The sequence below is a fragment of the Sphaerisporangium sp. NPDC051017 genome, assembly GCF_040683095.1.
GTDB lineage: Bacteria > Actinomycetota > Actinomycetes > Streptosporangiales > Streptosporangiaceae > Sphaerisporangium.
The window spans coordinates 85,106-106,160 of record NZ_JBFBCI010000018.1 but is presented as its reverse complement, the minus strand read 5'-3'; the positions used below and the strand labels follow the sequence as shown (position 1 = coordinate 106,160).

Here is a 21,055-nt window from a genome sequence, read left to right as displayed (position 1 = left end):
CGCCTCGGCCCGTTCATCGGGGATCCGGCGACGTGAGGTTGTTCGCCCCGCGGCGACGAGCCGGCCTGTGAGCTCTCGTCACCCTCGCCTGTCGAGGATTTCGGCGAGATGATCGGGACCGGTGACGACCGTGATGCGGCCGGACGTGTTCGCGATCGCCGCCGCGAGGCTCTTGGAGGAGTCGGGGGCGGTGCCGGCCGGCGCGCGCTCGGTGACGACGTCCCGGTAGACCTCCTCGGGCGAGAAGCCCTCGGCCAGGTACTGCAGGACCTCGAACTGGTCCTCGGGGAGCAGGGCGCCGAATGCCTCGAGCTGTGCCTTGCCGATGATCGTCCGCGCCGCGCGCATCACCTGGTCGTCGATCCCGAGCTCACGCAGCACATGGTCGGAGTAGCCGGAGAACAACAGTGCCGGCGCCTCGGCTGCGGCCTTCTCCAGGGACGGGGTGAGCTGCTCGATGGCGACCACGTTCCGCACCTCCAGACCGCGTGTGGCGGTGTTGACGGTGCACAGGCGCTTGGAAGCCCAGCCGTAGGCCTCCTTGTGCGGTACGACGTTGATCAGCAGGAACGTGTCGCTTCCGTCGTCGGGCGCCAGCACGATGCCGCGCCAGGAGTCGGTGACGCGGATCGTCCGCATCCGGGGGTCGCGGGCCTGCTCCACCGACTCGAGGTGCAGCCCCTTGTCGGCGTGCAACTCGGCGATGGTGAGTTGCTGGAATTTCGCCATCGCCTTGTGCAGACCGGCTTTGACCGGCTTTTCCAGGACGTCATAGCTCTCCCAGAAGCTGTTGGCGAAGGCGAGCTGCGGCATGACGAACCTCCTGGGGTGATACCAGCCGAGGCCATACGGTCACACTCCGATGAGATTAGCGCTTTGGTGCAACAATGACCGAACGTTCCCTCATCTCCGCGCTTGATAACAGGGAACCGCCTTGAGCGTGTACGCACCTTTGTCCCCCGACATTCAGGGCCGGCTCGGCAATGCGCCCGTCAATTCGTCACCAGTTGGGGTCCAGGGACAGCACGGCGTTGCTGTTAGCCATCCACAGGTCGAACTCCTCCACCGTGGCCTGCGCCAGCCGACGGCCGGCCACCGCTGCCACGGCCCATGCGGCGGCGTCCACCCCGCCCGGCGACAACGTCCGCGACGGCGGCTCTGCCTCCTCGGTCACCGTACCCCCGCCAGTAAGCTCAAACGCGCACGGGCGTCGGTGACGACTCTCTCGGAGAGGTCGGTGACCTGGCCCTCGTCGTCGGCGATACGTGTGCTCATCACCGCGACGACGGTGGTGGCCAACGAGACCATGGTCCCCACCTGGGTACGCTCGGCCTGAGTCAGGCGCGTGTAGTCGTCTTCTTCCTCCAGCAGCCTTCGCAGAGCCGAGACCCTCTCCACGAGTGCTGCACGCGCGTCGTCCAGCAGATGCCGAATGGCCCGGCTGCGGGCACATACTTCGTCCGCCGACACCTCCACCCGATCCAGCTCGGCGGCGACCTTGGCCAGCTCCGCCTGGACCTCGTCCTGTTGGCTGAGGGCCTTTCGCCCCCTCCACTCGACGAACCCGGCGAGGGACACCACGATCGGCAACGCCACGATGCCGGTCAGCACCATCGTCCCTGCCGCGACACCACCCCCGCCCGCGGCGAGAGAACCACCGCCGAGCCATGCCAGCGTCGCGCTGGTCGCCGCAGCACCCGACAGCGTCGAGATCGCCGTCCCGGTGGACGCCGCCGCGAACGCCCCCACCGCCGTGTAAGCGAGCGCGCCGATCCCGGCGCCAGCAGCCACACCCCCCGCCAGGGCCCCCATCGCGCCAACCGCGTTGAGCCGGACTTCGCGCAGTTCCACGTCCGGCAGGTCCGCCTCGACAAGGTCGCCGATGTCGGCCAACTCGGCCAGGTCCACGTTCTTCAGACGTGAGAACACCTCGGAGAAGGGCACCAGTGCCTCGTCGTAAACCCTGCGCCGCGCGATCTCCTGTCCTTCACGCTCGGCGTTGGCACGCACCTCCATAGCCGCGAACCGCCGCGCGAGCACCTCCTGCGTGCTCTGGTTCCGAGCGGCCTGTCTGATCGACTTGACCATGGAGACGACCACGTTCCGACTCCCTTTCGAATGCTTGCCCCTGCTTGGGGGAACGACGGACTCACACTGGCCGAATCGGAATCGGGTGCCGCCCTGAACCACGCGAATCCTGATCGCGCCGTGAAAGGTGATGCTAATGATTGCAACCGCTCTTGGACAGCTCAAATCAGCATCATGGGGGCACATGAGCACAGAAATACCCGAATTAGTTTTATGGCGTGGCCGAAAACGTAGCCGCAGAGGATGGATCCCGCCATGTCATGTCCCACCACTCTCGCGCTTTCCGTTCCAGCGCGTCCAGCGCCGTTAAGAAACCATCAACGACGTCCTCGTTGGCGCCGACGCCCCACCTGCTGGACGACGAGCAAAGGACTTCGTTCGGCTGTGAACCAATCGGTGACGATGACTCGCGACGGTTCACCGGCGTGGGCGACGGCCGTGTCCAGCGCGGAGGCAAGACGGGAACTCACCAGGCTTGAGTCACACGCTTCCAGAGGGGGCCGGGCGACGACGGCGTACGGGACACGACGCGCTCGTATGCCGATCATCGCGGCATCGGCCGGAAGAACCGTTCCGTCGTAGAGCGCCCGCAGCCCGTCCAGCGACCGCCGCTCACGCTCGAGAGCCGCACTTCCCAAGGTTAGTCGGCCACCCGACAGGACGGCGAACAGGTCAGAGCCCAGCCGCCAGTCCAAGAGCGGGTGGAACACCATGTTGTTGTAGTCACGCAGACAGCCGTAGCATGACGTCTGACAGGTGTCAGCATGATCGGGTCTGGCCAGGCCGCCGAGGAATGCCGAGACGTGTGCGGTGAAATCCGAAGATGCGTGCTGAACCCGGCCCCGTTCTCCAGCGCGTCCGCGAGAAAGGCGTAGAGCGCCTTTCCCTCACGGTGTGGCCCGGGGTGCACGCCCGCGATGAGTTCTCGTGGGTCGACATCGAGGAACTCCGCGGCAGCCGTTCTGAGGAGGAACGCGAGCGAGTACCACGCGGCACGCCGACCCTGATGAAGATCCGCTCCGAATCGAGGCTCTGGCTCCTCAAGGCCGAGGCGCACGCCCTGCCTGCTGGGGATCGGTGGTCGTGCGTTCGCCTATGAGCTGTCCCAAGGCCACCGCCAGGCGTAGTAGAGACGGCGGCGGGCTGGAAGATCCGCACCATCGCCGACGTCCCCCTCGATAGGTTAGGCGCGGCCGAAGCAATCGGGGAGGGACTCAGTGGATCTGATGGAGCTGGCCGGCGGCCTCAAGGGCGAACTGGTGCAATTCGCATTGTCGCCGCGGTTCGGGCGAGATCTGGAGAAGGCAATCTCGGCGATCTTCCCTGATGGGGTCATCAACGACGAGGCGGACCTCTCCGTAGTCCTGGAATCATTCATCTTCACCCGGCGCCAGAGATCCGGCCAGACCGTCCTGGAAATCTTCGCCGAGCGATCCTCCGGTGAGAGCCGGGCGCTGCTGTTGTCGTGGTCGGACTACGTGATCGGCGTCTTCGAGAGCAAGGAGCCTTACGGAACCGACGGCGTCGTCGCTTTCAACCACATCGACGAACTGACCTACCGAATCCGTTCCAACATGGGCGCTGAAGGGATCGAGTACTTTCTCGTCCCGGGCACAGTGATGATCGGCGCCGTTGTCCCGGTCGGCGACGACTGGATGATCAGTGGCACCCCGAGGGCCTTCCCCTCGGAAGACGCCCACGCCGCGCTGGCGAGCGTACGGGAACTCCAACTGACCAATCCCAAGATGGTCTTCCGCAACCCGGCGAAGCTCGCTCAGGCCCGCGAGATGCAGGCACACCAACACGAGTCGTTCCTCGACCTCTACGGCAACGATCTGATCGTCGTCCCCGGAAGCGAGGTAGACGGGAAGATCATGGCGCTCTACCGGCACAACTACGAGCGCGCGGGCAGCAAGTCCGGGCCGTGGACCGACCCTGACCTGCCTGGTTTCGGCTTCGACTCCGACGATGTCACGGCGATCATCTTCGATAAGGAAGACGGCTTGGGCTTCTACCGGGAGTTCGACGTGATGCAGGAGGTCTTCGCCAAACCGGAGATGATCGTCCGCCGACGGTACCGCGATGTCGTGACGAGTTACCTGAGGGATGAGAACGTCTCGCCTGTGCCGCTGCGGCGACTCGCCGCCGAAGACCCTGACAAGGCCAGCCAAGTGTTCCGCAAGCTGCTCAAGAAGCCGAACTTCTCCTGGGAGCGAGATGGCGAGGCCCTGTTGCGGAAACACAAGCCCGGCTGGTTCGCATCCCCGCCCCTGCCCACGGTCATTCCGGTCTGACTCTCACTCCCGAGCCTGTGCGTGGCGGCCAGGACCGTGCAAATGCGAGCGGGGTGTTCCCAACGCCTTTGCGGCGGAAGCAGCCACAACGTCGGGACGTCGGTCAGTTCGTCTGAGCGTTCGGGAGGTGATCTCCGACGTAGCCGACCCAGACCTTCCCCGTGGCGCCACCCGAGTCGTCGTGGAAATGGACACGCGGCGCGGGAACCCCACCTTTGCGAAGCTTGATGTGCGCCTCCATGAACACCCTCCCCGACGGATGGACCTCCTGGGGGACTCCGAAGACCCGGCTCGTGCTGTACCTGCCGTTGGTGTTCACTGTCCTGGATTCGCTCATGGCCACCATACCGGCGGGGATGGTGACGGTCGCGGTACTCGTACACCATTGCAGGAACCCACCGGCGAACTCTCCCGAGGACCTGGCCTTGGCGAACGCGTCCAATGCGCGGAGGGCGTCCCAGGCCTTGGCGGCCCACACAGGGTGAGCGTCGGATAGGCGAGATCCAGTTTCGTCGCCGCCATGTCGGTGTCCCCGACCGCCACATGGCAGAGCGTTGCTCGGGCCCTGTTCAGGGCGTCCATGAGGCTGGTCGGCTCGAATTCGGTTTCCGCGGCGGCGAGACCATAAGCCGGCTGGGCGGATGCGGCCAGTCTGGCCTCCAGCCAGCGCACGCGCTTTTGGAGCTTGCGGGCGTTCGCCATGGCTTCGGCGTACTCGTCCTGCAGGATGTAGTGCTCGGTACGAAGCCGGTCGATCTCGGCCGCGAGCCGGTCGCTCTCGCCTTCGGCTTCGGCGAGCAGCGCCTCCCCCGCCGCCTGGGCCCCCAGTTCGTCACGGCGTTGCTGCTCGAGAACCACCTCGCGCAGCCCGTCGACGTGCGCGCCAAGCGTGCGCATCTGGCGCAGCAGGTGCCCGCTCTGCGAACCGTCGCTCCCGTCTTTGGCCGCCAGTTCGAGCGTCGCCTCCAGTTCGCCGCGTAAGGCATCGACCACCACGCCCGCGACCGCTTGTGCGAACGCGGCGACGTCAGGGGCCGGTCCGCCCTCTAGGACGACGGACCGCTCGACGACGAGCCGATCCGGTCGTTGAACCTTCTCGGGGACCACTGACGAGTCCGCCGTGACGGGCACATCGACCGAGTCGGGTGTATCGGCTGACCGGGCGCCCGCGGGCGGCGCGGGGCGCACGGTCAGCGCCATCATCTTGCGGCGAAGTTCCTCTTTCTCCGGGTTGACAGCGGTCGGCCGCGACGTGAGGACCTCACGGATGTCGCCGGGTTCGGCCTTGCCGACGAGGATCCGGGAGACCATCCGGTAAGAACGCTGGATGACCTCGGGAAGCGTGCGGCGCGCGGTCTCCCCGATGATGCCCCCTGCTGCCAGTTCGAGAGCCTGATCGCCCTGAGAACGCAGCATGCCCCCGCCCATCGGCCGGTGCCGATATGGATAGCGCTCGGTCTTCGGGTCGAACGGCGCCACGTAGGTGCGGATGCCACCGCCGAACACCTCGAGATCCGGACCGACGACATGATTGAAGCCGTTCTGGGCGCGCAGGTCAGCGAAGCGCACCACCACGGCGGCACCGGCTGTCACCGCGGCGAGACGACCGGCCCTTGCCATGGCGGCCTGCGGATCCTGCGGATCGTGGGCCACCACGACCAGCGGCACCCGGCGATCGTGCTCGGTCAGGGCATGGATCAGCCGGGGGACGTCGTGCTCGTCGTAGACATCCGGCGCGTCCGTCAGGTGGATGGCTCCGTCCGTGATCCGCGCGGTGCGCAAGTACGCCGGGAGGAAGCCCGGCGCGTGGCCCGCACCTGTCGCGCCGTTCTCCTCCACCGTGACGATCACCCAGCCGGTCAGCCCAGGGATGGGCTCGTGGTAGGTGACTCGGGTGCGCAACAGCGCTCCGTCGCGCAGCTCCTCGACGACGTACCGGCCGCAGTCGCCTCGGCGCTCCATCCGGACGCGAGTACCGCCTGTGCCGAACTCCTGCAGAGGCTTTCCGGCATCAGGAGACGGTAGTCCGTTTCCGACGAGCCACTCGCCGAAGGTGCGGCGGAGCCGGAGGGAGATCGGCGCGATCGTGTCGCAGAGGACCGCCTGGTACAGGCGAGTCGGGTTCGGGGGCATGAGGGCGCACGCTTTCAGGTATCGTCGCGGATACGCTCGCCAGCGGAGGTATCACGGCAACACCTGCAGTGCTCACGATTCCATCGGCTGCCATGCCGCTCCGTGACGAACTGGGCGGCGTTCAGTAGAAGCTGCAGGGTCGTCAGCCGCTGCTGCCCGACGACGACGTGCCGGACCGGGAGGAACGTCGTCTGATACCACTGCTGTTCCAGCGCAAGTTCATCGATTCTTTCATGCACCTACCTGGACCGCAGCCTTTTCATTACATATCGCTTCTTCATCCGGCGAGGTCGGCGAACAGCCCCACAGCGCCTGGCGGCCTATGGACGGGGAGGGCACAAGATGCTCCGCCAGATTTTCCGCCGACAACGCCAAGGACCACGCGGAGCACATCAGTGCGTGTGGTGCGGCCTTCCCCTTGAATCGCCTGGGGTGTTCGGGGGCACTAGGCTTTGCCGTCGATCATCGCCGTCGAGCCTTGGGGTCGGAGAAATATATGCCGCTTGTCCCTGGTCCATGGAGGCGGACGGGTCTGTTGCTCGCCTGGGCGGCCGGGGTCGTCGTTCCCGTGGTCGCGGGCGGGGTCGCGCTGAGCGCCGGGAGCCCCGGCCCGCCGAAGGCCGCCGTCTCCCACGGCGTGCCCGCGAGCACTTCGAGTCCGTCCCCCTTCCCGGTCGCGGACGGCGTGCCGCTCGGCGTCACCCTCGATCCCGCCACCAAGGACGAGGAGGACTTCGACGAGCTGTCGGACCGCAGGCGGCACCGTCACTCCCGCGGGGAGGGGTTACGGCCGGACGAGGTCGAGGTGCCCCGGTCCGCGAAGGGCGCGTACACGCTCGTACGCGGCGTCGCCCGGCCGCCGAAGGGCCGTAAGGGGCAGCTCGTCCGGTACATGGTGGAGGTCGAGAAGGGCCTTCCGTTCGATCCCGACGAGTTCGCCGCCCAGGTGCACAAGACCCTCAACGACCCGCGCGGGTGGGGAGCGGGCGGGCGTATGCGGTTCAAGCGGGTCGACAGCGGCCCGGTACGGTTCCGCGTGTCCCTGTCGAGCCCCACGTTCACCGACCGGCAGTGCCTGCCACTGCGCACACTGGGCGACGTCTCCTGCTGGAACGGACGCCGCTCGGTGATCAACGCGAGGCGCTGGGCGACGGGCACCCCTGGGTATCGGGGGAACCTGGCCCTCTACCGGCAGTACGTGATCAGCCACGAGGTCGGGCACGCGCTCGGCCACGGGCACGAGAACTGCCCCTCGCCGCGCGACCTGGCCCCCGTGATGACCCAGCAGACCATCTCCCTGCAGGGCTGCCGCCCCAACCCCTGGCCGTTCCCCGGCGCCGCCGAGCGGCGGCCGTAACCCGATCGGGCGAGGCGCTACGTCCCGCCGGCGAAGCGGGCGCGCAGTTCGTTCTTGCGCACCTTGCCGAGCTCGTTGCGGGGCAGCGCGTCCACGCATTCCAGGCGGGTGGGCAGATACCACTCGGTCATCCCGGTCCGCAGGAGGTGCTCGCGGAGGCCGGTGAGGTCGGGAGGCGGGCCGGCGGGCACCACGACGGCGCACACGGTCTCCGTGCCGGTCCCGCGGTCCGCGCAGCCGATGACGGCCACGTCGGCGACGGCGGGGTGGCGCAGCAGCTCGTCCTCGACCTCCAGCACCGGGATCGGCAGCGGGCTCCCGACGCGGTCGGCCGCGCGGGTCAGGTAGGTCAAGCCGCCGCGGCCGTCCTCGGCCACCAGGTCGCCGGTGTCGAACCAGCCGTCGGTGTCGTCCGGGGTCCAGGTCGTGCGCAGGTCGCGCAGCGTGAAGGTGCCCACACACACGGACGGCCCACGCACCTGGAGACGGGACGGCTCGCCTCCGGGGCCCGGGAGGAGCCGGACCTCGCGGCCCGGCGCGGGGCGGCCGATGCTGTGCCCAGGCCAGCCGGGCGGGTCGCCGGGCGAGGTGATGGTCACGCCTCCGGTCTCGGTCATGCCGTAGCCGTTGACGAGCCCCGGGGACAGCCATTCCCGGATGGGCGCGACGAGGGAGAGGTGCAGCGGCGCGGCCGAACTGGTCACCACGCGCAGGCACGGCAGCGGGCGACGGCGGCGGCGCTGCGCCTCGACCAGGTGTCTCAGCATCTCGGGCGCGGCGAGGAAGTGGGTGACGCCGTGCCGGGACATCAGGTCCAGCCAGACATCCGGATCGCGGGTGTCGGCGAACACGGACGTACACCGCGCCACCAGGGGCAGCAGCACGTCGGTCCGCATCCCGACCGAGTGCGTGAGGTTGGCGGGCGTGGCCACCCGCGGGTCCGGGACGTCGCGGAATCCGGGCTGCCGTGGCCGGGCGGAGGCGTACTGGGTGTTCGGGGTGTGCAGGACGCCCTTGACCTCGCCGGTGGTCCCCGAGGTGAACAGCACCACGGACACCTCGTCCGGGTTCCTTCCCCCGGCTCGGCGCGCGCCGAGCGCGGCGCCGTCGACGGGGTCGCCGCCGAGGAGGTCATCGAAGGGGACGGTGCCGGGGAGGGCGTCCGCGCCGACGGTCACGCGGTGGCGCAGGCACGGCAGGCGGGCGGCCGACTCGGCCAGGCGCTCGGCGGGACGCCGCCCGTCCCATTCCCCGGCGGCCACGCAGACGCGCGCCCGCGTGCCGGAAAGGATCAGCTCCATCTCCCGCGCGCCCAGCGTCATCATCAGCGGCACGGAGACCGCGCCCGCGTCGAGGCACGCGAGGTGCAGCGCCGCGGTCTCCCACCAGTTGGGAAGCTGGAACGCGACCGCGTCCCCCGGCTCCACCCCGAGATCACGCAACCCCTCCGAGAGCCGGGCCACGTACCCGGCGAGCGCGCCGTAGGTGAGGGTGACCTCCCGCCGTTCCGCGTGGCGCCAGGTGATGAACGCCGTCTTGTCCGGCGTCTCCGCCGCCGCGGCCCACAGGTCGTCGGCGAACGTCTCCCCGCGCCACCAGCCCTCCGCGTGGTACCGCTCGGCCCGCTCCCCCGCGGGCGGCTTCAGCGCCGCGATCAGCTCCCGCATCGCTCCCCCCGATCACCGTCACCGGACGGCCGTGTGGTCGTCGGCATGGGTCGGACGCAGAGTCAGCACGCGGTGGCGGCGGCGCGTGGCCATGCGCTTGAAGGACGCGGTGTCGTTGAGGCGGGGGAAGGGCTCGCCGGGCACCGGGTCGCCGAGGAAGTCGCAGAGCGGGCCCCAGCCCTGGCGGACGCTGTAGACCAGCAGGCGCTCGGCCGGGACCTGCGCCATCACCTCGGCGACGTGTCGGTCGAACACGTCGACGGCGTACGCCTCGTCGTCGAAGCGGCCGCCGAACGTGCCCTCCCAGATCACCCGCTCGCACAGCCGGCGGCGGTGGCGGAGCGCGGTGCTGGCCGTGTCCTCCAGCCGCATGGCGAGGCCCGCCCATCCCGGCTGGCGGTGGCTGGACCTGTAGATCGTCTCGTGGACGCTCGCGTACCACCGGTGCGGCTCGCGCACGGTGAGGATGACGCGCGCCTCGGGATGGGCGGCCACCAGGTCCTTCCAGAAGTAGCAGGATGGCCAGTCGACGGTGGCGCGGTATCCGCCCAGCAGGTCCTCCCAGGCCGTCGGCGCGCCGCGCGCGGCCGCGTCCCACGCGGCGATGCGGGCGAGGTCGCCGTCGAGCGACGCCATGTGGTGGCAGGGACCGTGGCCCAGTCGCTCCAGGGCTGTCTTGAGCGAGTACGTACCGGTTCTTCCCATGCCGGCTCCGATGACTTCCAGCATGTGCCCTCCCCGTGCGGAGCTGCCGAAGGCAGGGGCGGTGGTCCGGAGGCGATGATCACCCCTGACTTGACCGGACCCGCGTCCTGGCGGGCGGAGGGCGACCGCCCCGCGTGCGGGAAGCCCGCCTCGGCCTCCGGCGGCGATCGGCGGGCGGCGCGATCGGCCTTCTACCAGCCTGACATGCCCGTTCCGGCCGCCGGACAACCGGGGGGCACCTCCGATACTCCTTGACACGCCGAATGACAAGAATGTGATTCGACCGCAAGATCTCGTACTCTGGCCGTCGTGTCGAAGGGGTCCTTGAGGTGCGGAAGGCCGGTCCGGTCGGGTCTGGCGGGGTCGGCGGCGGGCTTCGTGGCCGCGATCACGCTCGTCACGCTCGTCCTGACGCCCGTCGCCGTCGCGCCGGCGCGCGCCGAGTCCACGCAGGCCGAATCCACGCAGGCCGAGGCCGTGCCCACCGAGGCCGTACCGGCCGACGCCACGCCCGCCGAGAACGTGCCCGCCGTGGCCACGCCCGGCGCGCCGCCGGGGCCGTCCTCCCGGCAGGAGTCCTTCGCGACGGCGGCCGAGACGTACGGCGTGCCGGTGGCCGTCCTGCTGGGCGTCTCCTACCTGGAGTCCCGCTGGGACGCCAACCAGGGCCTGCCCAGCGTCACCGCCGGGTACGGGCCGATGCACCTCACCGACGCCCGCACGGCCCTCTCGGGAACCGTCTCCCACCACGGCGGCGGCGCCGAAGATCCGCGCGGCGACGACGCCCGCCCGTCCGGGCCGCCGCGCCCGTCCACCGAGCCGGCCCCCGAGCAGGACCCGCGGTCGTGGACCGCCGAGGAGGCCGCCCGGCTCACCGGGATCCCCGTGGCGCGGCTGACCCAGGACCCGGCCGCCAACGTGCTCGGCGGCGCCGCCCTGCTCGCGGAGTACCAGCGGGACCTGCGGGCCCCGGCGAGCGCCGACCCCGCGGACTGGTACGGCGCGGTCGCGCGCTACTCGGGCGCCGAGGACGACCTGACCGCCCGCCGGTTCGCCGACGAGGTGTTCTCCGTGATCAAGGAGGGTGCGAGCCGGGTCACCGATGACGGCTTCGAGGTTTCGCTGCCCGCCTCGCCGGAGATCGCCCCGCGTATGGAGCAAGTGGACCGCCTGGGGTTGCGCGCGGCCGAGGCCAAGAACACCGAGTACCCGAAGCGGCTCCCGTGCGAGTGGCTCCCCGCGCCGTACCAGCTTCTTCCGGGCTCTCCCGGCTCGTACGGCAACCACGATCTCTCGGACCGGCCGCGCAACCAGAGGATCGAGTACATCGTCGTCCACGACACCGAGGAGACCTACGACCGGACGCTGCGGCTGGTGGCCGACCCGGCGTACGTGAGCTGGCACTACACGATCCGCTCGGCCGACGGGCACGTCGCGCAGCACGTCCGCGCCCGCGACGTCGCCTGGCACGCCGGCAACTGGTACGTCAACGCCAAGTCGATCGGCATCGAGCACGAGGGTTTCCTGGCAAAGGCCGGCGCCTGGTACACCGAGGCCATGTACCGCAGCTCCGCCCGGCTGGTGCGCTATCTCGCGAAAAAGTACGACATCCCGCTGGACAGGGCGCACATCCTCGGCCACGACAACGTACCAGGCACCACGCCGGCGACGGTCGCGGGCATGCACGTGGACCCGGGGCCGTACTGGAACTGGGGCCACTACTTCGAGCTGCTGGGCCGCCCCTTCCGTGCCACGGCGGGCCCGCGCGGCGGGCTGGTGACGATCAGGACCGACTACGCCCGCCACCGCCCCCGCTACACCGGCTGCGAGCGACCGGGCGTGGACTGCCCGCCGCACGGCTCGGCGTCGGTGCGCCTGCACACCGAGCCGAACCAGGACGCGCCGCTGGTACGGGACATCGGGCGCAAGCCGGGCGAGTCAACGTACGACGTGTACGACCACGGGGCACGGGCGACCACCGGCCAGCAGTTCGCCCTCGCGGGGCGGCGCGGCGCCTGGACGGCCATCTGGTACCTCGGCCGGCTCGCCTGGTTCCGCAACCCGCACGACCGGCCGACGGCGGTGAACGCGTCCGGGCTGGTGGTGACGCCGAGGCGAGGGCTGTCCGCCGCGCCGGTGTACGGCCGAGCGTACCCGGAGCCGGAGGCCTACCCGCCGAACGTCCCGGTGCAGGCGATCGTGCCGCTGCAGTACACGATCCCCGAGGGGCAGCGGTACTCGGTGGGGGCGGCCCTGCGCGGGGAGTACTACTACGCGGTGACGTTCGACCCGGCCACGCACCGGGTGGTCAGGGGCCGCACGGTGTACTACCAGATCCAGCTCGGGCACCGCGTGGCGTACGTGATGGCCGACGACGTCGACCTGCTGCCCTCGGCGGTGAAGGCGCCCCGCGACGAAGTGGCCGGGTGACCAGGCCGGCGGCGATCAGTAGTCGGGCAGGATGCCCTTCAGGCCGATGCGGCCCAGGCCGCCGGATCCCTCGAGCTCGTCGGGCGTGGCGCGGACGCCGGTGAGGCGCTCGGCCAGCGCCAGGGCCGCCTCGACACCCGCGTCCGGCCCGTCCTCGCCGTCCTCGGCGACCAGCCCGAGGTCGCGCATGTCCCCGAGGTGCCGGTCGGGCTCGGCGCCGGAGCGCGAGTCGCCGGGGAACTGGGGGTCGAAGCCCAGGATCTCCCTGCCGTCCTCGTAGTACACGAAGGTCTGGTCGAACTCGCCGTTGCGGAAGACGCTGGCCACGGCGGTGCCCGCCGACAGCGGCCGCAGCAGCTCGTCCATCGTGCCCGCGTACCCGTTCTCCTCGATCAGCAGGGCGCCCCCGTCGGCGGACTCCGCGCGGAGCACTCCCCCGAGGACGTCCTCGTCGTCCTCGTTCTCGTCGGTCAGCAACTCGACGCCGATGCGCTGGAAGGCCTCCTCGGGCGTGAGACCGCGCACGAAGGTGAAGCAGAAGCCGAGGTCGCTGGTGGAGAACCAGTCGTATTCGTCCAAGGTGACACCGCTCACGTGATCTCCCGGATGTCCTGGAGTGAGCCGGGCCGAGAATCGGCCGAGCCGACCGATAATCTTCGACCTCACCGATGGCCGGGCCATGAAGAGCCCATGGAATCACCGTGACTTCGCGATGTCGGTGTCGTGCGCGTCAGTTCACCACATAAGTAGATAAATCAGTCATTCGGCTATCTGAGTAACAGCAACCCGCTGCCATTACCAAGCGGGATACAACGGGCATATCCCTCGATATGCGGACGACGATATCGCGCGATATCACGGAGTCGTTCCACAACTTTCGAGAAAATATTCCCCCACGGTCCGGCTCGCTAGCTTTCAGCTGAGGGGACCGAGGGGGATGCCATGAGGATGCGGCGCGGCAGACGGCCGGCGCTCGTACTGTGGGCCGTGCTGTCTCTGGGAGCGGCCGTACCGGACCTGGCCGACGGCCTCGGGGACCGCGAGCCGGGTGTCCAGTGCACGGCGGCCGCGGACGGACGCACCTGCCCGTAGGGGCGCCTCGGCGCCGGTCGGTGAAACGGCGCGGGCGCCCGCGGCACTTGGTGCCGGCACGGGCGCCCGCGGGCGATCGCCGCCCTCAGTCGTTGAGGTGCTGGCGGAGGTAGGAGTCGACCTGGTCGAGGGCGATGCGCTTCTGGGCCATCGAGTCGCGCTCGCGGACCGTCACGGCCTGGTCTTCGAGAGTGTCGAAGTCGACCGTGATGCAGAACGGCGTGCCGATCTCGTCCTGGCGGCGGTAGCGGCGGCCGATGGCCCCGGCGTCGTCGAACTCGACGTTCCAGCGGCGGCGAAGCTGGGCGGCGAGGTCGCGGGCCTTCGGCGAGAGGTCGGCGTTGCGCGACAGAGGCAGGACGGCGGCCTTGACCGGCGCGAGGCGGTGGTCAAGGCGCATGACCGTGCGCTGCTCCATGACGCCCTTGGCGTTGGGGGCCTCGTCGACCGTGTACGCGTCGATCATGAAGGTGAGCGCGCAGCGGTCGACGCCCGCGGCCGGCTCGATGACGTACGGCACGTAGCGCTCGCCGGAGTCCTGCTCGAAGAACGACAGGTCGGTGCCGGAGGCCGCTGCGTGGGTGCTGAGGTCGAAGTCGGTACGGTTGGCGACGCCTTCGAGCTCGCCCCACTCGGAGCCGGTGAAGTTGAAGCGGTACTCGATGTCGACGGTGCGCTTGGAGTAGTGCGACAGCTTGTCCTTCGGGTGCTCGTACAGCCGGAGGTTGTCACTGTTGATGCCGAGGCCGAGATACCACTGGTAGCGCTCGTCGATCCAGTACTGGTGCCACTCTTCGTCCGAGCCGGGCTTGACGAAGAACTCCATCTCCATCTGCTCGAACTCGCGGGTGCGGAAGATGAAGTTGCCCGGCGTGATCTCGTTGCGGAACGACTTGCCGATCTGGCCGATGCCGAACGGGATCTTCTTGCGCGAGGACTGCTGGACGTTGAGGTAGTTGATGAAGATGCCCTGCGCGGTCTCGGGCCGCAGGTAGGCCAGGCCCGATTCGTCCTCGACGGCGCCGAGGTAGGTCTTGAGCAGGCCGTTGAACATGCGCGGAGTGGTGAAGGCGCCCTTGGTGCCGCAGTTGGGGCACGTCAGGTCGGCCAGGCCGTTCTCGGGGGCCTTGCCGCCGTGCTTCTCGGCGTAGGCCTCTTCGAGGTGGTCGGCGCGGAAGCGCTTGTGGCAGGACTGGCACTCGGTCAGCGGGTCGACGAACTCCTTGACGTGGCCGCTGGCCTCCCACACCTCACGGGCGAGGATCACCGAGGAGTCGAGGCCCACGACGTCCTCGCGGGCCTGGACCATGGACTTCCACCACTCGCGCTTGACGTTGTTCTTGAGCTCGACGCCGAGCGGGCCGTAGTCCCAGGACGCGCGCAGGCCTCCGTAGATCTCGCTCGACGGGTACACGAGGCCCCGGCGTTTTGCGAGGCTGACGATCGTGTCCATGATGTCGGTACGGCGGGCCATCAAGAATCTCCATCCGGCTGGCGGTCGGGGTTGGGTCGAACGATCGCAGGGCGCGTCACCTGCTCGATCACACCAAGCTTAGGGGAATCCGGGACGCGACAGTGCCCATGGCCGCGCCTCCGGCACGGCGGTCCGGGGCGCCCGGAGGCGATGTTCTTCCGTCGTCACTCGAAAGGGCTCGTTCCTCACCCTTCCTCCCTCCTGCTCCAGAACACCGCCGCGCCCGGTGCCTATTGCCGCGCCTCCGGCACGGCGGTTCGGGGCACACTTTAGGCGGCGTTCTTCCGTCGTCACTCGGAAGGGCTCGTTCCTCACCCTTCCTCCCTCCTCCTCCAGAACACCGCCGCGCCCCGAACAGTGCCCATGGCCTCGCTCTGCTCGGCGTGTTCGGGGCGCCCTTTTAGGCGGTCCGGGCAGGTCAGGGGTTGCTGACCAGGATCTCGAAGGCGCTCGGCTCGTTGATCATCAGGCTCATCGTCGGGTACATCTGCATGCGCGCCGCCGACAGGGCGCGCCGGTAGAAGCCCGCGCCGTCCCACTCGCTGACCACCGCCCACAGGTTGGGCTCGTCCACCGACCTGCCGATGTGCCCGCCGCGATAGCCGGCCTGCGCGGCCAGGACGTCCAATATGGAACTGGCGCTGAGCGCGAATTCCTCGGCGCGCGCCTGCGGGACCGAGTACCTGATGACCGCGAACATGCCGTTCAGCATGCCAGCACCCATGGGGTGCCCTGGCGGGGCCCGACCCCGTTAGGCTCGAACCGTGGCCGACAAGCACCAGCCCGCCGACTCCTCGGCGTCCTCCTCAGGCTCGCCGCGACGCTCCGTCCCGGCGCACCCGCTCGCCCGCCGGCCGGCCGGCGGCGCGAAGGGCGGCCAGGGCCGTCCGGCGCCGAGGCCCCTGCCGCGCGGCGAGCACTTCCTCACGCCGGGCGCCACGGGCGTGCGCCGCGCGGTCGAGTTGAAGAGCGCCGCCCCGCTGGTCTACCTGTACGGGCTGCCGCGCTGGATCCTCCCCGTGGTCCTCGTCGTGCTGCTGCTGGTGGCCCTCGCCGTGCCCGACTGGCGGGGCGGGATCGCCGCGCTGCCGGTGCTCGGCTTCGTGGCCTGGCTCGCGTACATGTCCTGGCCGTCGCTGGGGCCTTGGGCCAGATTCCTGCGGGTGGCGCTCGCGACTTTCCTGGTTCTGCTGGCCGCAGAACGATTCGGACTGATTTTTTAGCCCCCGCGGGGGTTTTCGGGTGCGACAGGCGATTTTGACAACGGTTTTCATTCTGAAGCATACTCGTGAACGTGTCGCCCTTTTCGTCCGAATACCGCCGCCCCCAACGTCCCACGCGCCTCCGCCGGGCCGCCGCGATCGCCGGCGCCGGCGCGCTCCTCGCCACGGCGGCGTGCTCCGGGGGCGTGACCGCCTCGGCGGAGGAGTCGGGAGGCAGGCCCACGGTCCTCGCCGCGTTCTATCCGCTGGAATGGATCTCCACCCGGGTCGGCGGGCCGGACGCGCGGGTCACCGGGCTCACCCAGCCCGGCGTCGAGCCGCACGACCTTGAGCTGACGCCGCGCCAGATCGCCGACATCGAGAACGCCGACCTCGTCGTCTACATCAAAGGGGTCCAGCCCGCGGTCGACGAGGCCGTCCAGGAGCACGCCGCGGACAAGGCGTTCGACGTCGCCTCCGTGATCACCACGATCTCGGCCACCGCCGGGCAGCGCGCCGAGGAGTCCGGGGAGCGGCACGACTACGACCCGCACGTCTGGCTCGACCCGGCGCGCCTCGCCACCGCCGTGACCAAGCTCGGCGAGCGGCTCGGCCGGGCCGACGGCGCCCACGCCGCGGCGTACGCCTCACGGGCCACCGCGGCGGCCGGTGACCTTGCCGCGCTGGACGCCGAGTTCCAGCGGTCCCTAGCCGGGTGCAGGAACCGCACCCTGGTGACCAGCCACACCGCCTTCGGCTACCTCGCGGACCGCTACAAGCTCAAGCAGGTCGGCATCAGCGGCATCGACCCGGACGCCGAGCCCTCCCCCGCCCGGCTCGCCGAGGTGGCCGGGACCGCCCGCCGGGAAGGGGTGACTACCATCTTCACCGAAGAGCTCGTCAGCCCCAAGGTCGCCGAGGTCCTCGCCGGCGAGGTCGGGGCGAAGGTCGCGGTCCTCGACCCGATCGAGAGCCGTCCCTCCGGGGGTGACTACCTGTCCGCCGCGCGCGCCAACCTCTCCGCGCTCCGCACCGCACTTGGATGCCCATGACCCGATCAGCACAGGCCCGATCAACGCAGGCCCGATCAGCGCAGGCCACCGGCGTGGCGCCGCGGCAGGCGGCCACCTCGGCCGCGTTCGCCATGGCCCAGGGCCGGGTCGCGCTAGACGGCCGTCCCGTGCTGCGGGGCATCGACCTGCGCGTGACCACCGGCGAGGTCGTCGCCGTGCTCGGGGCCAACGGCTCCGGCAAGTCCACGCTGATCCGCGCCCTGCTCGGCCTGGCCCCGCTCTCGGGCGGCTCCACCGAGCTGTACGGCGTGCCGCCGGCCCGGTTCCGCGACTGGTGGCGCATCGGCTACGTCCCGCAGCGCCTCTCGGTCGGCGGGGGCGTGCCCGCGACCGTCCGTGAGGTCGTCGCGTCCGGGCGGGTCGCCCGCCAGAGCCGCCTGCGCCGCGCCGGGTCCGCCGACCGCGCCGCCGTCGCGCGGGCCCTGGACGCGGTGGGCCTCACCTCCCGCGCGGGCGATCCCGTCGGGTGGCTGTCGGGCGGCCAGCAGCAGCGGGTGCTGATCGCCCGCGCCCTCGCCGGCGACCCGGACACGTTCGTCATGGACGAGCCGACGGCGGGCGTCGACGCCGAGAGCCAGCGTCACCTGGCGGCCACCCTCGCCACGCTGGTAGAGCAGGGCAAGACGGTGCTGCTGGTGGCGCACGAGCTCGGCCCGATGGCGCCGCTGATCACCCGCGCGGTGGTCCTGCGCGACGGGCTGGTCGCCCAGGACGGCGCGCCCCCGCCCGACTGCCACCAGCACCCCCACGCCTACGAGGGGTCGCCGGGGTCCGCGCGATGATCGAGATGCTCCAGTACGACTTCATGTGGCGGGCGCTGATCGCCGCGCTGCTCGTCGGCCTGTCCGCGCCCGCCGTCGGCACGTTCATCGTCCAGCGGCGCCTGGCCCTGCTCGGCGACGGCATCGGCCACGTCGCCCTCACCGGTGTGGCCCTCGGCTTCCTCACCGGCACCGCCCCTGTGCTCACCGCCGTCGTGGTGGCGGTCGTCGGGGCCGTCGCGATCGAGCTGGTCCGCGCGCGGGGCCGTACGACGGGCGACGTCGCGCTGGCGCTGCTGTTCTACGGCGGCATCGCGGGCGGCGTGCTGCTCATCGGCCTCGCCCCCGGCGGCAGCAACTCCACGCTGACCTCCTACCTGTTCGGCTCGATCAGCAGCGTGAGCGCCCAGGACGTGTGGGTGATCGCCGTGCTGGCCCTGTTCGTGCTCGGCGTGGTGGCGGTCTTCGGCCGCGAGCTGTTCGTGCTGTGCCAGGACGAGGAGGTCGCGCGGGTCAACGGACTGCCGGTGCGCTTCCTCAGCCTGCTCATCGCCGTGACCGCCGCGCTGACCGTCGTGATCGCCATGCGGGTGGTCGGGCTGCTGCTCGTCAGTGCCCTGATGGTGGTGCCGGTGGCGACCAGCCAGCAGGTCACCCGCGGCTTCGTGACCACCATGCTGCTCGCGATGGGCCTCGGCGTGGCGGCGACGGTCGGCGGGCTCACGTCCGCGTTCTACGCGGGCGTGGCGCCGGGGGCGGCGATCGTCCTTCTGGCGCTCGGCGGGTTCGTCCTCGCCCTGGGCGTGGGTAGATTCGTACGGCGGGGCCGCGCTCGGGAGGCCGGCCCGTGACCACGCCCACGCCGTGCGAAGGAGCCCAGCCTTTGACGAGCCGTCGTGAAGCCGTACGCGAGATCCTCGTCCGGAGCGAGGGTTTCCGCAGCGCGCAGGACATCTACGCCGAGTTGCGCGCAGACGGGGCGAAGATCGGCCTCACCACCGTGTACCGCGCGCTGCAGTCGCTGGCCGACGCGGGCCAGGTCGACGTGCTGCGCACCGACGACGGCGAGTCGGTCTACCGGGCCTGCGCCACCGGCACCCACCACCATCACCTGGTCTGCCGCCGCTGCGGGCGCACGGTGGAGGTCGCCGGGCCCGCCGTCGAGCGGTGGGCGGAGGCCGTGGGCGCCGAGCACGGCTTCACAGCGATCACGCACACCGTCGAGGTCTTCGGCACCTGCGGGTCCTGCGCGTCGATCGCCTCGGCGGGCTGATCGCCTCCCGGGGGCGGGACGACGGGATACCCTTCCGGGAAGGGGAATCCGGAGGGCGGCCCGGCCGTGCCTCGCAAGCGGCCCAGCCCCGCGCGCGGCCCGTCCGCGCCCCGTCCGTGCCTGTCCGCGCCCGTCCTAGGGGAAGCACATGCCGTTGAGCCATGACATGCTGCTCTCGCTCGCGGCCGTCGCCGACCTCATCAACTCCGCGCCCGAGACCGGCGGCCCCGACTGGCTCACCGACATCGCCGAGCTGGAGGCCTATCTGCGGCGTCACCGGGTGAGCGGCATCGAGAGCGTCGGGGCGGCCGACCTCGCGCAGGTGCGCGCCCTGCGGGCCACCTTCCACGAGCTGTTCGCCGCGCCCGACGCCGCCGTGGCCGTCGAGCGGCTGAACGTCCTGCTGGACCGCACGCCGATCACCGCCCACCTCACCGAGCACGACGGCTTCCCGCTGCACGTCCACTACTTCGCGCCGGGGTCCTCGGTGGCCGATCACCTGGCGGCCGACTTCGGGGTCGCGCTGGCCCACCTGCTCGTCGAGGGCGAGTGGGAGCGCCTGCGCACCTGCGCCGCCCCGGACTGCGACAAGGTGTTCATGGACGAGTCCCGCAACCGCTCCCGCGTCTACTGCGACAGCCGCACCTGCGGCAACCGCATGCACGTCGCCGCGTACCGGGCCCGCAGGCGCGCCTGATCACACCGGGTTCGGGACGGCGCCGCCGTACCTTCTGTCGCGCTTGGCGTAGATCTCGCAGGCCTGCCACAGGTCGCGGCGGTCGAAGTCGGGCCAGAGCTGGTTGAGGAAGACCATCTCGGCGTACGCGGACTGCCAGAGCAGGAAGTTGGACGTGCGCTGCTCGCCCGAGGAGCGCACGAAGAGGTCGACGTCGGGGATCTCCGGCTCGTCCAGGTAGCGGGCGAAGGTGCGCTCGGTGACCTTGGACGCCTTGACGCGCCCGGCGGCGATGTCCTCGGCGAGGCGGACGGCGGCGTCGACGATCTCGGCCCTGCCGCCGTAGTTCACGCAGAACTGCAGGGTCAGCGTGCTGTTGTTCCGCGTCATCCGCTCGGCCTCCTCGAGCTCGCCGATGACGCTCTTCCACAGGCGCCCCGGCCGCCCGGCCCAGCGCACCCGCACGCCCATGGCGTTCAGCTCGTCCCTGCGCCTGCGGATCACGTCGCGGTTGAAGCCCATGAGGAACCGCACCTCGTCGGGCGAGCGCCGCCAGTTCTCGGTGGAGAAGGCGTAGGCGGACAGGTTGGGGATGCCGAGCTCGATGGCCCCCTCGATCACGTCGAACAGCGACGCCTCCCCAGCCCGGTGCCCTTCCGTGCGCGGCAGCCCCCGGGACTTGGCCCAGCGCCCGTTGCCGTCCATGACGATGGCGACGTGGCGGGGGATCAGGTCGCGCGGGATGTTCGGGGGCACGGCTCCTGAGGGGTGAGGGGAGGGCGGGCGGACGTTCACGATCTGCTTCTCCTGTAGGTGTCGGGAGTGCCGCC

The 21,055-nt window shown here is 70.3% G+C and carries 23 protein-coding genes; 11 read left to right on the top strand and 12 right to left on the bottom strand.

Features of this window, described 5'->3' with window-relative positions:
• Positions 1 to 78: 78 nt before the first annotated feature.
• The 3 genes from AB0M95_RS17305 to AB0M95_RS17295 all read right to left on the bottom strand — a co-directional run bounded on the left by AB0M95_RS17305 (position 79) and on the right by AB0M95_RS17295 (position 2,100).
• The gene (locus AB0M95_RS17305) at positions 79 to 813 is read right to left on the bottom strand and encodes a hypothetical protein (RefSeq protein WP_363765121.1); all 735 of its coding nucleotides are present in this window, start codon (positions 811 to 813) and stop codon (positions 79 to 81) included.
• Between the two features lie 187 nt (positions 814 to 1,000).
• Positions 1,001 to 1,174, bottom strand: coding sequence for a hypothetical protein (locus AB0M95_RS17300; RefSeq protein WP_363765118.1), 174 nt, complete (start codon positions 1,172 to 1,174; stop codon positions 1,001 to 1,003).
• Entirely contained in the window at positions 1,171 to 2,100 is a 930-nt protein-coding gene (locus AB0M95_RS17295; protein WP_363765115.1) for a hypothetical protein, read from the bottom strand. The genes AB0M95_RS17300 and AB0M95_RS17295 overlap by 4 nt, the downstream gene beginning before the upstream one ends.
• An 811-nt stretch (positions 2,101 to 2,911) precedes the next feature.
• Here AB0M95_RS17295 and AB0M95_RS17290 point away from each other — a divergent pair.
• On the top strand, positions 2,912 to 3,187 hold the full coding sequence (locus AB0M95_RS17290; RefSeq protein ID WP_363765112.1) for a hypothetical protein: 276 nt from the start codon (positions 2,912 to 2,914) through the stop codon (positions 3,185 to 3,187).
• Positions 3,188 to 3,305: 118 nt separating this feature from the next.
• On the top strand, positions 3,306 to 4,382 hold the full coding sequence (locus tag AB0M95_RS17285) for a hypothetical protein (protein WP_363765109.1): 1,077 nt from the start codon (positions 3,306 to 3,308) through the stop codon (positions 4,380 to 4,382).
• Between the two features lie 103 nt (positions 4,383 to 4,485).
• Here the strand turns inward: AB0M95_RS17285 and AB0M95_RS17280 are convergent, their stop codons facing one another.
• Genes AB0M95_RS17280 through AB0M95_RS17270 form a run of 3 tightly spaced genes read right to left on the bottom strand, consistent with a single transcriptional unit; the run spans position 4,486 to position 6,754 of the window.
• Positions 4,486 to 4,719, bottom strand: a complete 234-nt coding sequence (locus tag AB0M95_RS17280; RefSeq protein ID WP_363765106.1) for a hypothetical protein — start codon at positions 4,717 to 4,719, stop codon at positions 4,486 to 4,488.
• Positions 4,716 to 6,515, bottom strand: coding sequence for a hypothetical protein (locus AB0M95_RS17275; RefSeq protein WP_363765103.1), 1,800 nt, complete (start codon positions 6,513 to 6,515; stop codon positions 4,716 to 4,718). Before AB0M95_RS17275 ends, AB0M95_RS17280 begins: the two co-directional genes overlap by 4 nt.
• Positions 6,516 to 6,529: 14 nt before the next feature.
• Positions 6,530 to 6,754: a hypothetical protein gene (locus AB0M95_RS17270; RefSeq protein ID WP_363765100.1), complete on the bottom strand. Its 225-nt coding sequence runs from the start codon at positions 6,752 to 6,754 to the stop codon at positions 6,530 to 6,532.
• A 257-nt stretch (positions 6,755 to 7,011) separates the two neighbouring features.
• On the opposite strand from AB0M95_RS17270, the gene AB0M95_RS17265 reads away from it, so the two are divergent.
• On the top strand, positions 7,012 to 7,872 hold the full coding sequence (locus AB0M95_RS17265; protein WP_363765097.1) for a DUF3152 domain-containing protein: 861 nt from the start codon (positions 7,012 to 7,014) through the stop codon (positions 7,870 to 7,872).
• Positions 7,873 to 7,889: 17 nt separating this feature from the next.
• On the opposite strand, the gene AB0M95_RS17260 is transcribed toward AB0M95_RS17265, so the two are convergent.
• On the bottom strand, positions 7,890 to 9,539 hold the full coding sequence (locus tag AB0M95_RS17260; protein ID WP_363765094.1) for an AMP-binding protein: 1,650 nt from the start codon (positions 9,537 to 9,539) through the stop codon (positions 7,890 to 7,892).
• Positions 9,540 to 9,557: 18 nt separating this feature from the next.
• Positions 9,558 to 10,268, bottom strand: coding sequence for a sulfotransferase family protein (locus tag AB0M95_RS17255; RefSeq protein WP_363765091.1), 711 nt, complete (start codon positions 10,266 to 10,268; stop codon positions 9,558 to 9,560).
• 285 nt (positions 10,269 to 10,553) lie between these two features.
• Between AB0M95_RS17255 and AB0M95_RS17250 the strand changes: the two genes are divergently transcribed.
• Positions 10,554 to 12,674: an N-acetylmuramoyl-L-alanine amidase gene (locus AB0M95_RS17250; protein ID WP_363765088.1), complete on the top strand. Its 2,121-nt coding sequence runs from the start codon at positions 10,554 to 10,556 to the stop codon at positions 12,672 to 12,674.
• Positions 12,675 to 12,689: 15 nt separating this feature from the next.
• On the opposite strand, the gene AB0M95_RS17245 is transcribed toward AB0M95_RS17250, so the two are convergent.
• Positions 12,690 to 13,268, bottom strand: a complete 579-nt coding sequence (locus tag AB0M95_RS17245; protein WP_358517824.1) for a DUF6461 domain-containing protein — start codon at positions 13,266 to 13,268, stop codon at positions 12,690 to 12,692.
• A 348-nt stretch (positions 13,269 to 13,616) separates the two neighbouring features.
• On the opposite strand from AB0M95_RS17245, the gene AB0M95_RS17240 reads away from it, so the two are divergent.
• A complete protein-coding gene (locus AB0M95_RS17240) occupies positions 13,617 to 13,766 on the top strand; it encodes a hypothetical protein (protein WP_358517823.1) in 150 nt (49 codons plus the stop codon).
• Positions 13,767 to 13,851: 85 nt separating this feature from the next.
• On the opposite strand, the gene AB0M95_RS17235 is transcribed toward AB0M95_RS17240, so the two are convergent.
• On the bottom strand, positions 13,852 to 15,240 hold the full coding sequence (locus AB0M95_RS17235; RefSeq protein WP_363765084.1) for a glycine--tRNA ligase: 1,389 nt from the start codon (positions 15,238 to 15,240) through the stop codon (positions 13,852 to 13,854).
• 418 nt (positions 15,241 to 15,658) lie between these two features.
• Entirely contained in the window at positions 15,659 to 15,952 is a 294-nt protein-coding gene (locus AB0M95_RS17230) for an antibiotic biosynthesis monooxygenase (RefSeq protein WP_358517819.1), read from the bottom strand.
• Positions 15,953 to 16,004: 52 nt separating this feature from the next.
• Here AB0M95_RS17230 and AB0M95_RS17225 point away from each other — a divergent pair, with 52 nt between their 5' ends.
• The 6 genes from AB0M95_RS17225 to AB0M95_RS17200 all read left to right on the top strand — a co-directional run bounded on the left by AB0M95_RS17225 (position 16,005) and on the right by AB0M95_RS17200 (position 20,246).
• The gene (locus AB0M95_RS17225) at positions 16,005 to 16,463 is read left to right on the top strand and encodes a DUF6703 family protein (protein ID WP_363765081.1); all 459 of its coding nucleotides are present in this window, start codon (positions 16,005 to 16,007) and stop codon (positions 16,461 to 16,463) included.
• A 71-nt stretch (positions 16,464 to 16,534) separates the two neighbouring features.
• Positions 16,535 to 17,494, top strand: coding sequence for a metal ABC transporter substrate-binding protein (locus AB0M95_RS17220; protein WP_363765078.1), 960 nt, complete (start codon positions 16,535 to 16,537; stop codon positions 17,492 to 17,494).
• A 92-nt stretch (positions 17,495 to 17,586) separates the two neighbouring features.
• Entirely contained in the window at positions 17,587 to 18,297 is a 711-nt protein-coding gene (locus AB0M95_RS17215) for a metal ABC transporter ATP-binding protein (RefSeq protein ID WP_363765189.1), read from the top strand.
• Positions 18,294 to 19,127, top strand: coding sequence for a metal ABC transporter permease (locus AB0M95_RS17210; protein ID WP_358517813.1), 834 nt, complete (start codon positions 18,294 to 18,296; stop codon positions 19,125 to 19,127). Before AB0M95_RS17215 ends, AB0M95_RS17210 begins: the two co-directional genes overlap by 4 nt.
• Positions 19,128 to 19,159: 32 nt before the next feature.
• A complete protein-coding gene (locus tag AB0M95_RS17205) occupies positions 19,160 to 19,549 on the top strand; it encodes a transcriptional repressor (RefSeq protein WP_358517811.1) in 390 nt (129 codons plus the stop codon).
• Between the two features lie 148 nt (positions 19,550 to 19,697).
• Complete coding sequence (locus AB0M95_RS17200) at positions 19,698 to 20,246, top strand: CGNR zinc finger domain-containing protein (RefSeq protein ID WP_358517810.1); 549 nt, start codon at positions 19,698 to 19,700, stop codon at positions 20,244 to 20,246.
• Here the strand turns inward: AB0M95_RS17200 and AB0M95_RS17195 are convergent, their stop codons facing one another.
• The gene (locus tag AB0M95_RS17195; RefSeq protein WP_363765075.1) at positions 20,247 to 21,020 is read right to left on the bottom strand and encodes an isoprenyl transferase; all 774 of its coding nucleotides are present in this window, start codon (positions 21,018 to 21,020) and stop codon (positions 20,247 to 20,249) included. It lies immediately after the preceding gene.
• Between the last annotated feature and the right edge of the window lie 35 nt (positions 21,021 to 21,055).

Coding starts and splice junctions, on each gene's coding strand:
- AB0M95_RS17305 (WP_363765121.1), bottom strand. CDS start 813: ATGCCGCAGCTCGCCTTCGCCAACAGCTTCTGGGAGAGCTATGACGTC.
- AB0M95_RS17215 (WP_363765189.1), top strand. CDS start 17,587: ATGGCCCAGGGCCGGGTCGCGCTAGACGGCCGTCCCGTGCTGCGGGGC.
- AB0M95_RS17265 (WP_363765097.1), top strand. CDS start 7,012: ATGCCGCTTGTCCCTGGTCCATGGAGGCGGACGGGTCTGTTGCTCGCC.
- AB0M95_RS17200 (WP_358517810.1), top strand. CDS start 19,698: ATGCCGTTGAGCCATGACATGCTGCTCTCGCTCGCGGCCGTCGCCGAC.
- AB0M95_RS17260 (WP_363765094.1), bottom strand. CDS start 9,539: ATGCGGGAGCTGATCGCGGCGCTGAAGCCGCCCGCGGGGGAGCGGGCC.
- AB0M95_RS17275 (WP_363765103.1), bottom strand. CDS start 6,515: ATGCCCCCGAACCCGACTCGCCTGTACCAGGCGGTCCTCTGCGACACG.
- AB0M95_RS17240 (WP_358517823.1), top strand. CDS start 13,617: ATGAGGATGCGGCGCGGCAGACGGCCGGCGCTCGTACTGTGGGCCGTG.
- AB0M95_RS17210 (WP_358517813.1), top strand. CDS start 18,294: ATGATCGAGATGCTCCAGTACGACTTCATGTGGCGGGCGCTGATCGCC.
- AB0M95_RS17290 (WP_363765112.1), top strand. CDS start 2,912: ATGCGTGCTGAACCCGGCCCCGTTCTCCAGCGCGTCCGCGAGAAAGGC.
- AB0M95_RS17230 (WP_358517819.1), bottom strand. CDS start 15,952: ATGCTGAACGGCATGTTCGCGGTCATCAGGTACTCGGTCCCGCAGGCG.
- AB0M95_RS17235 (WP_363765084.1), bottom strand. CDS start 15,240: ATGGCCCGCCGTACCGACATCATGGACACGATCGTCAGCCTCGCAAAA.
- AB0M95_RS17280 (WP_363765106.1), bottom strand. CDS start 4,719: ATGAGCGAATCCAGGACAGTGAACACCAACGGCAGGTACAGCACGAGC.
- AB0M95_RS17255 (WP_363765091.1), bottom strand. CDS start 10,268: ATGCTGGAAGTCATCGGAGCCGGCATGGGAAGAACCGGTACGTACTCG.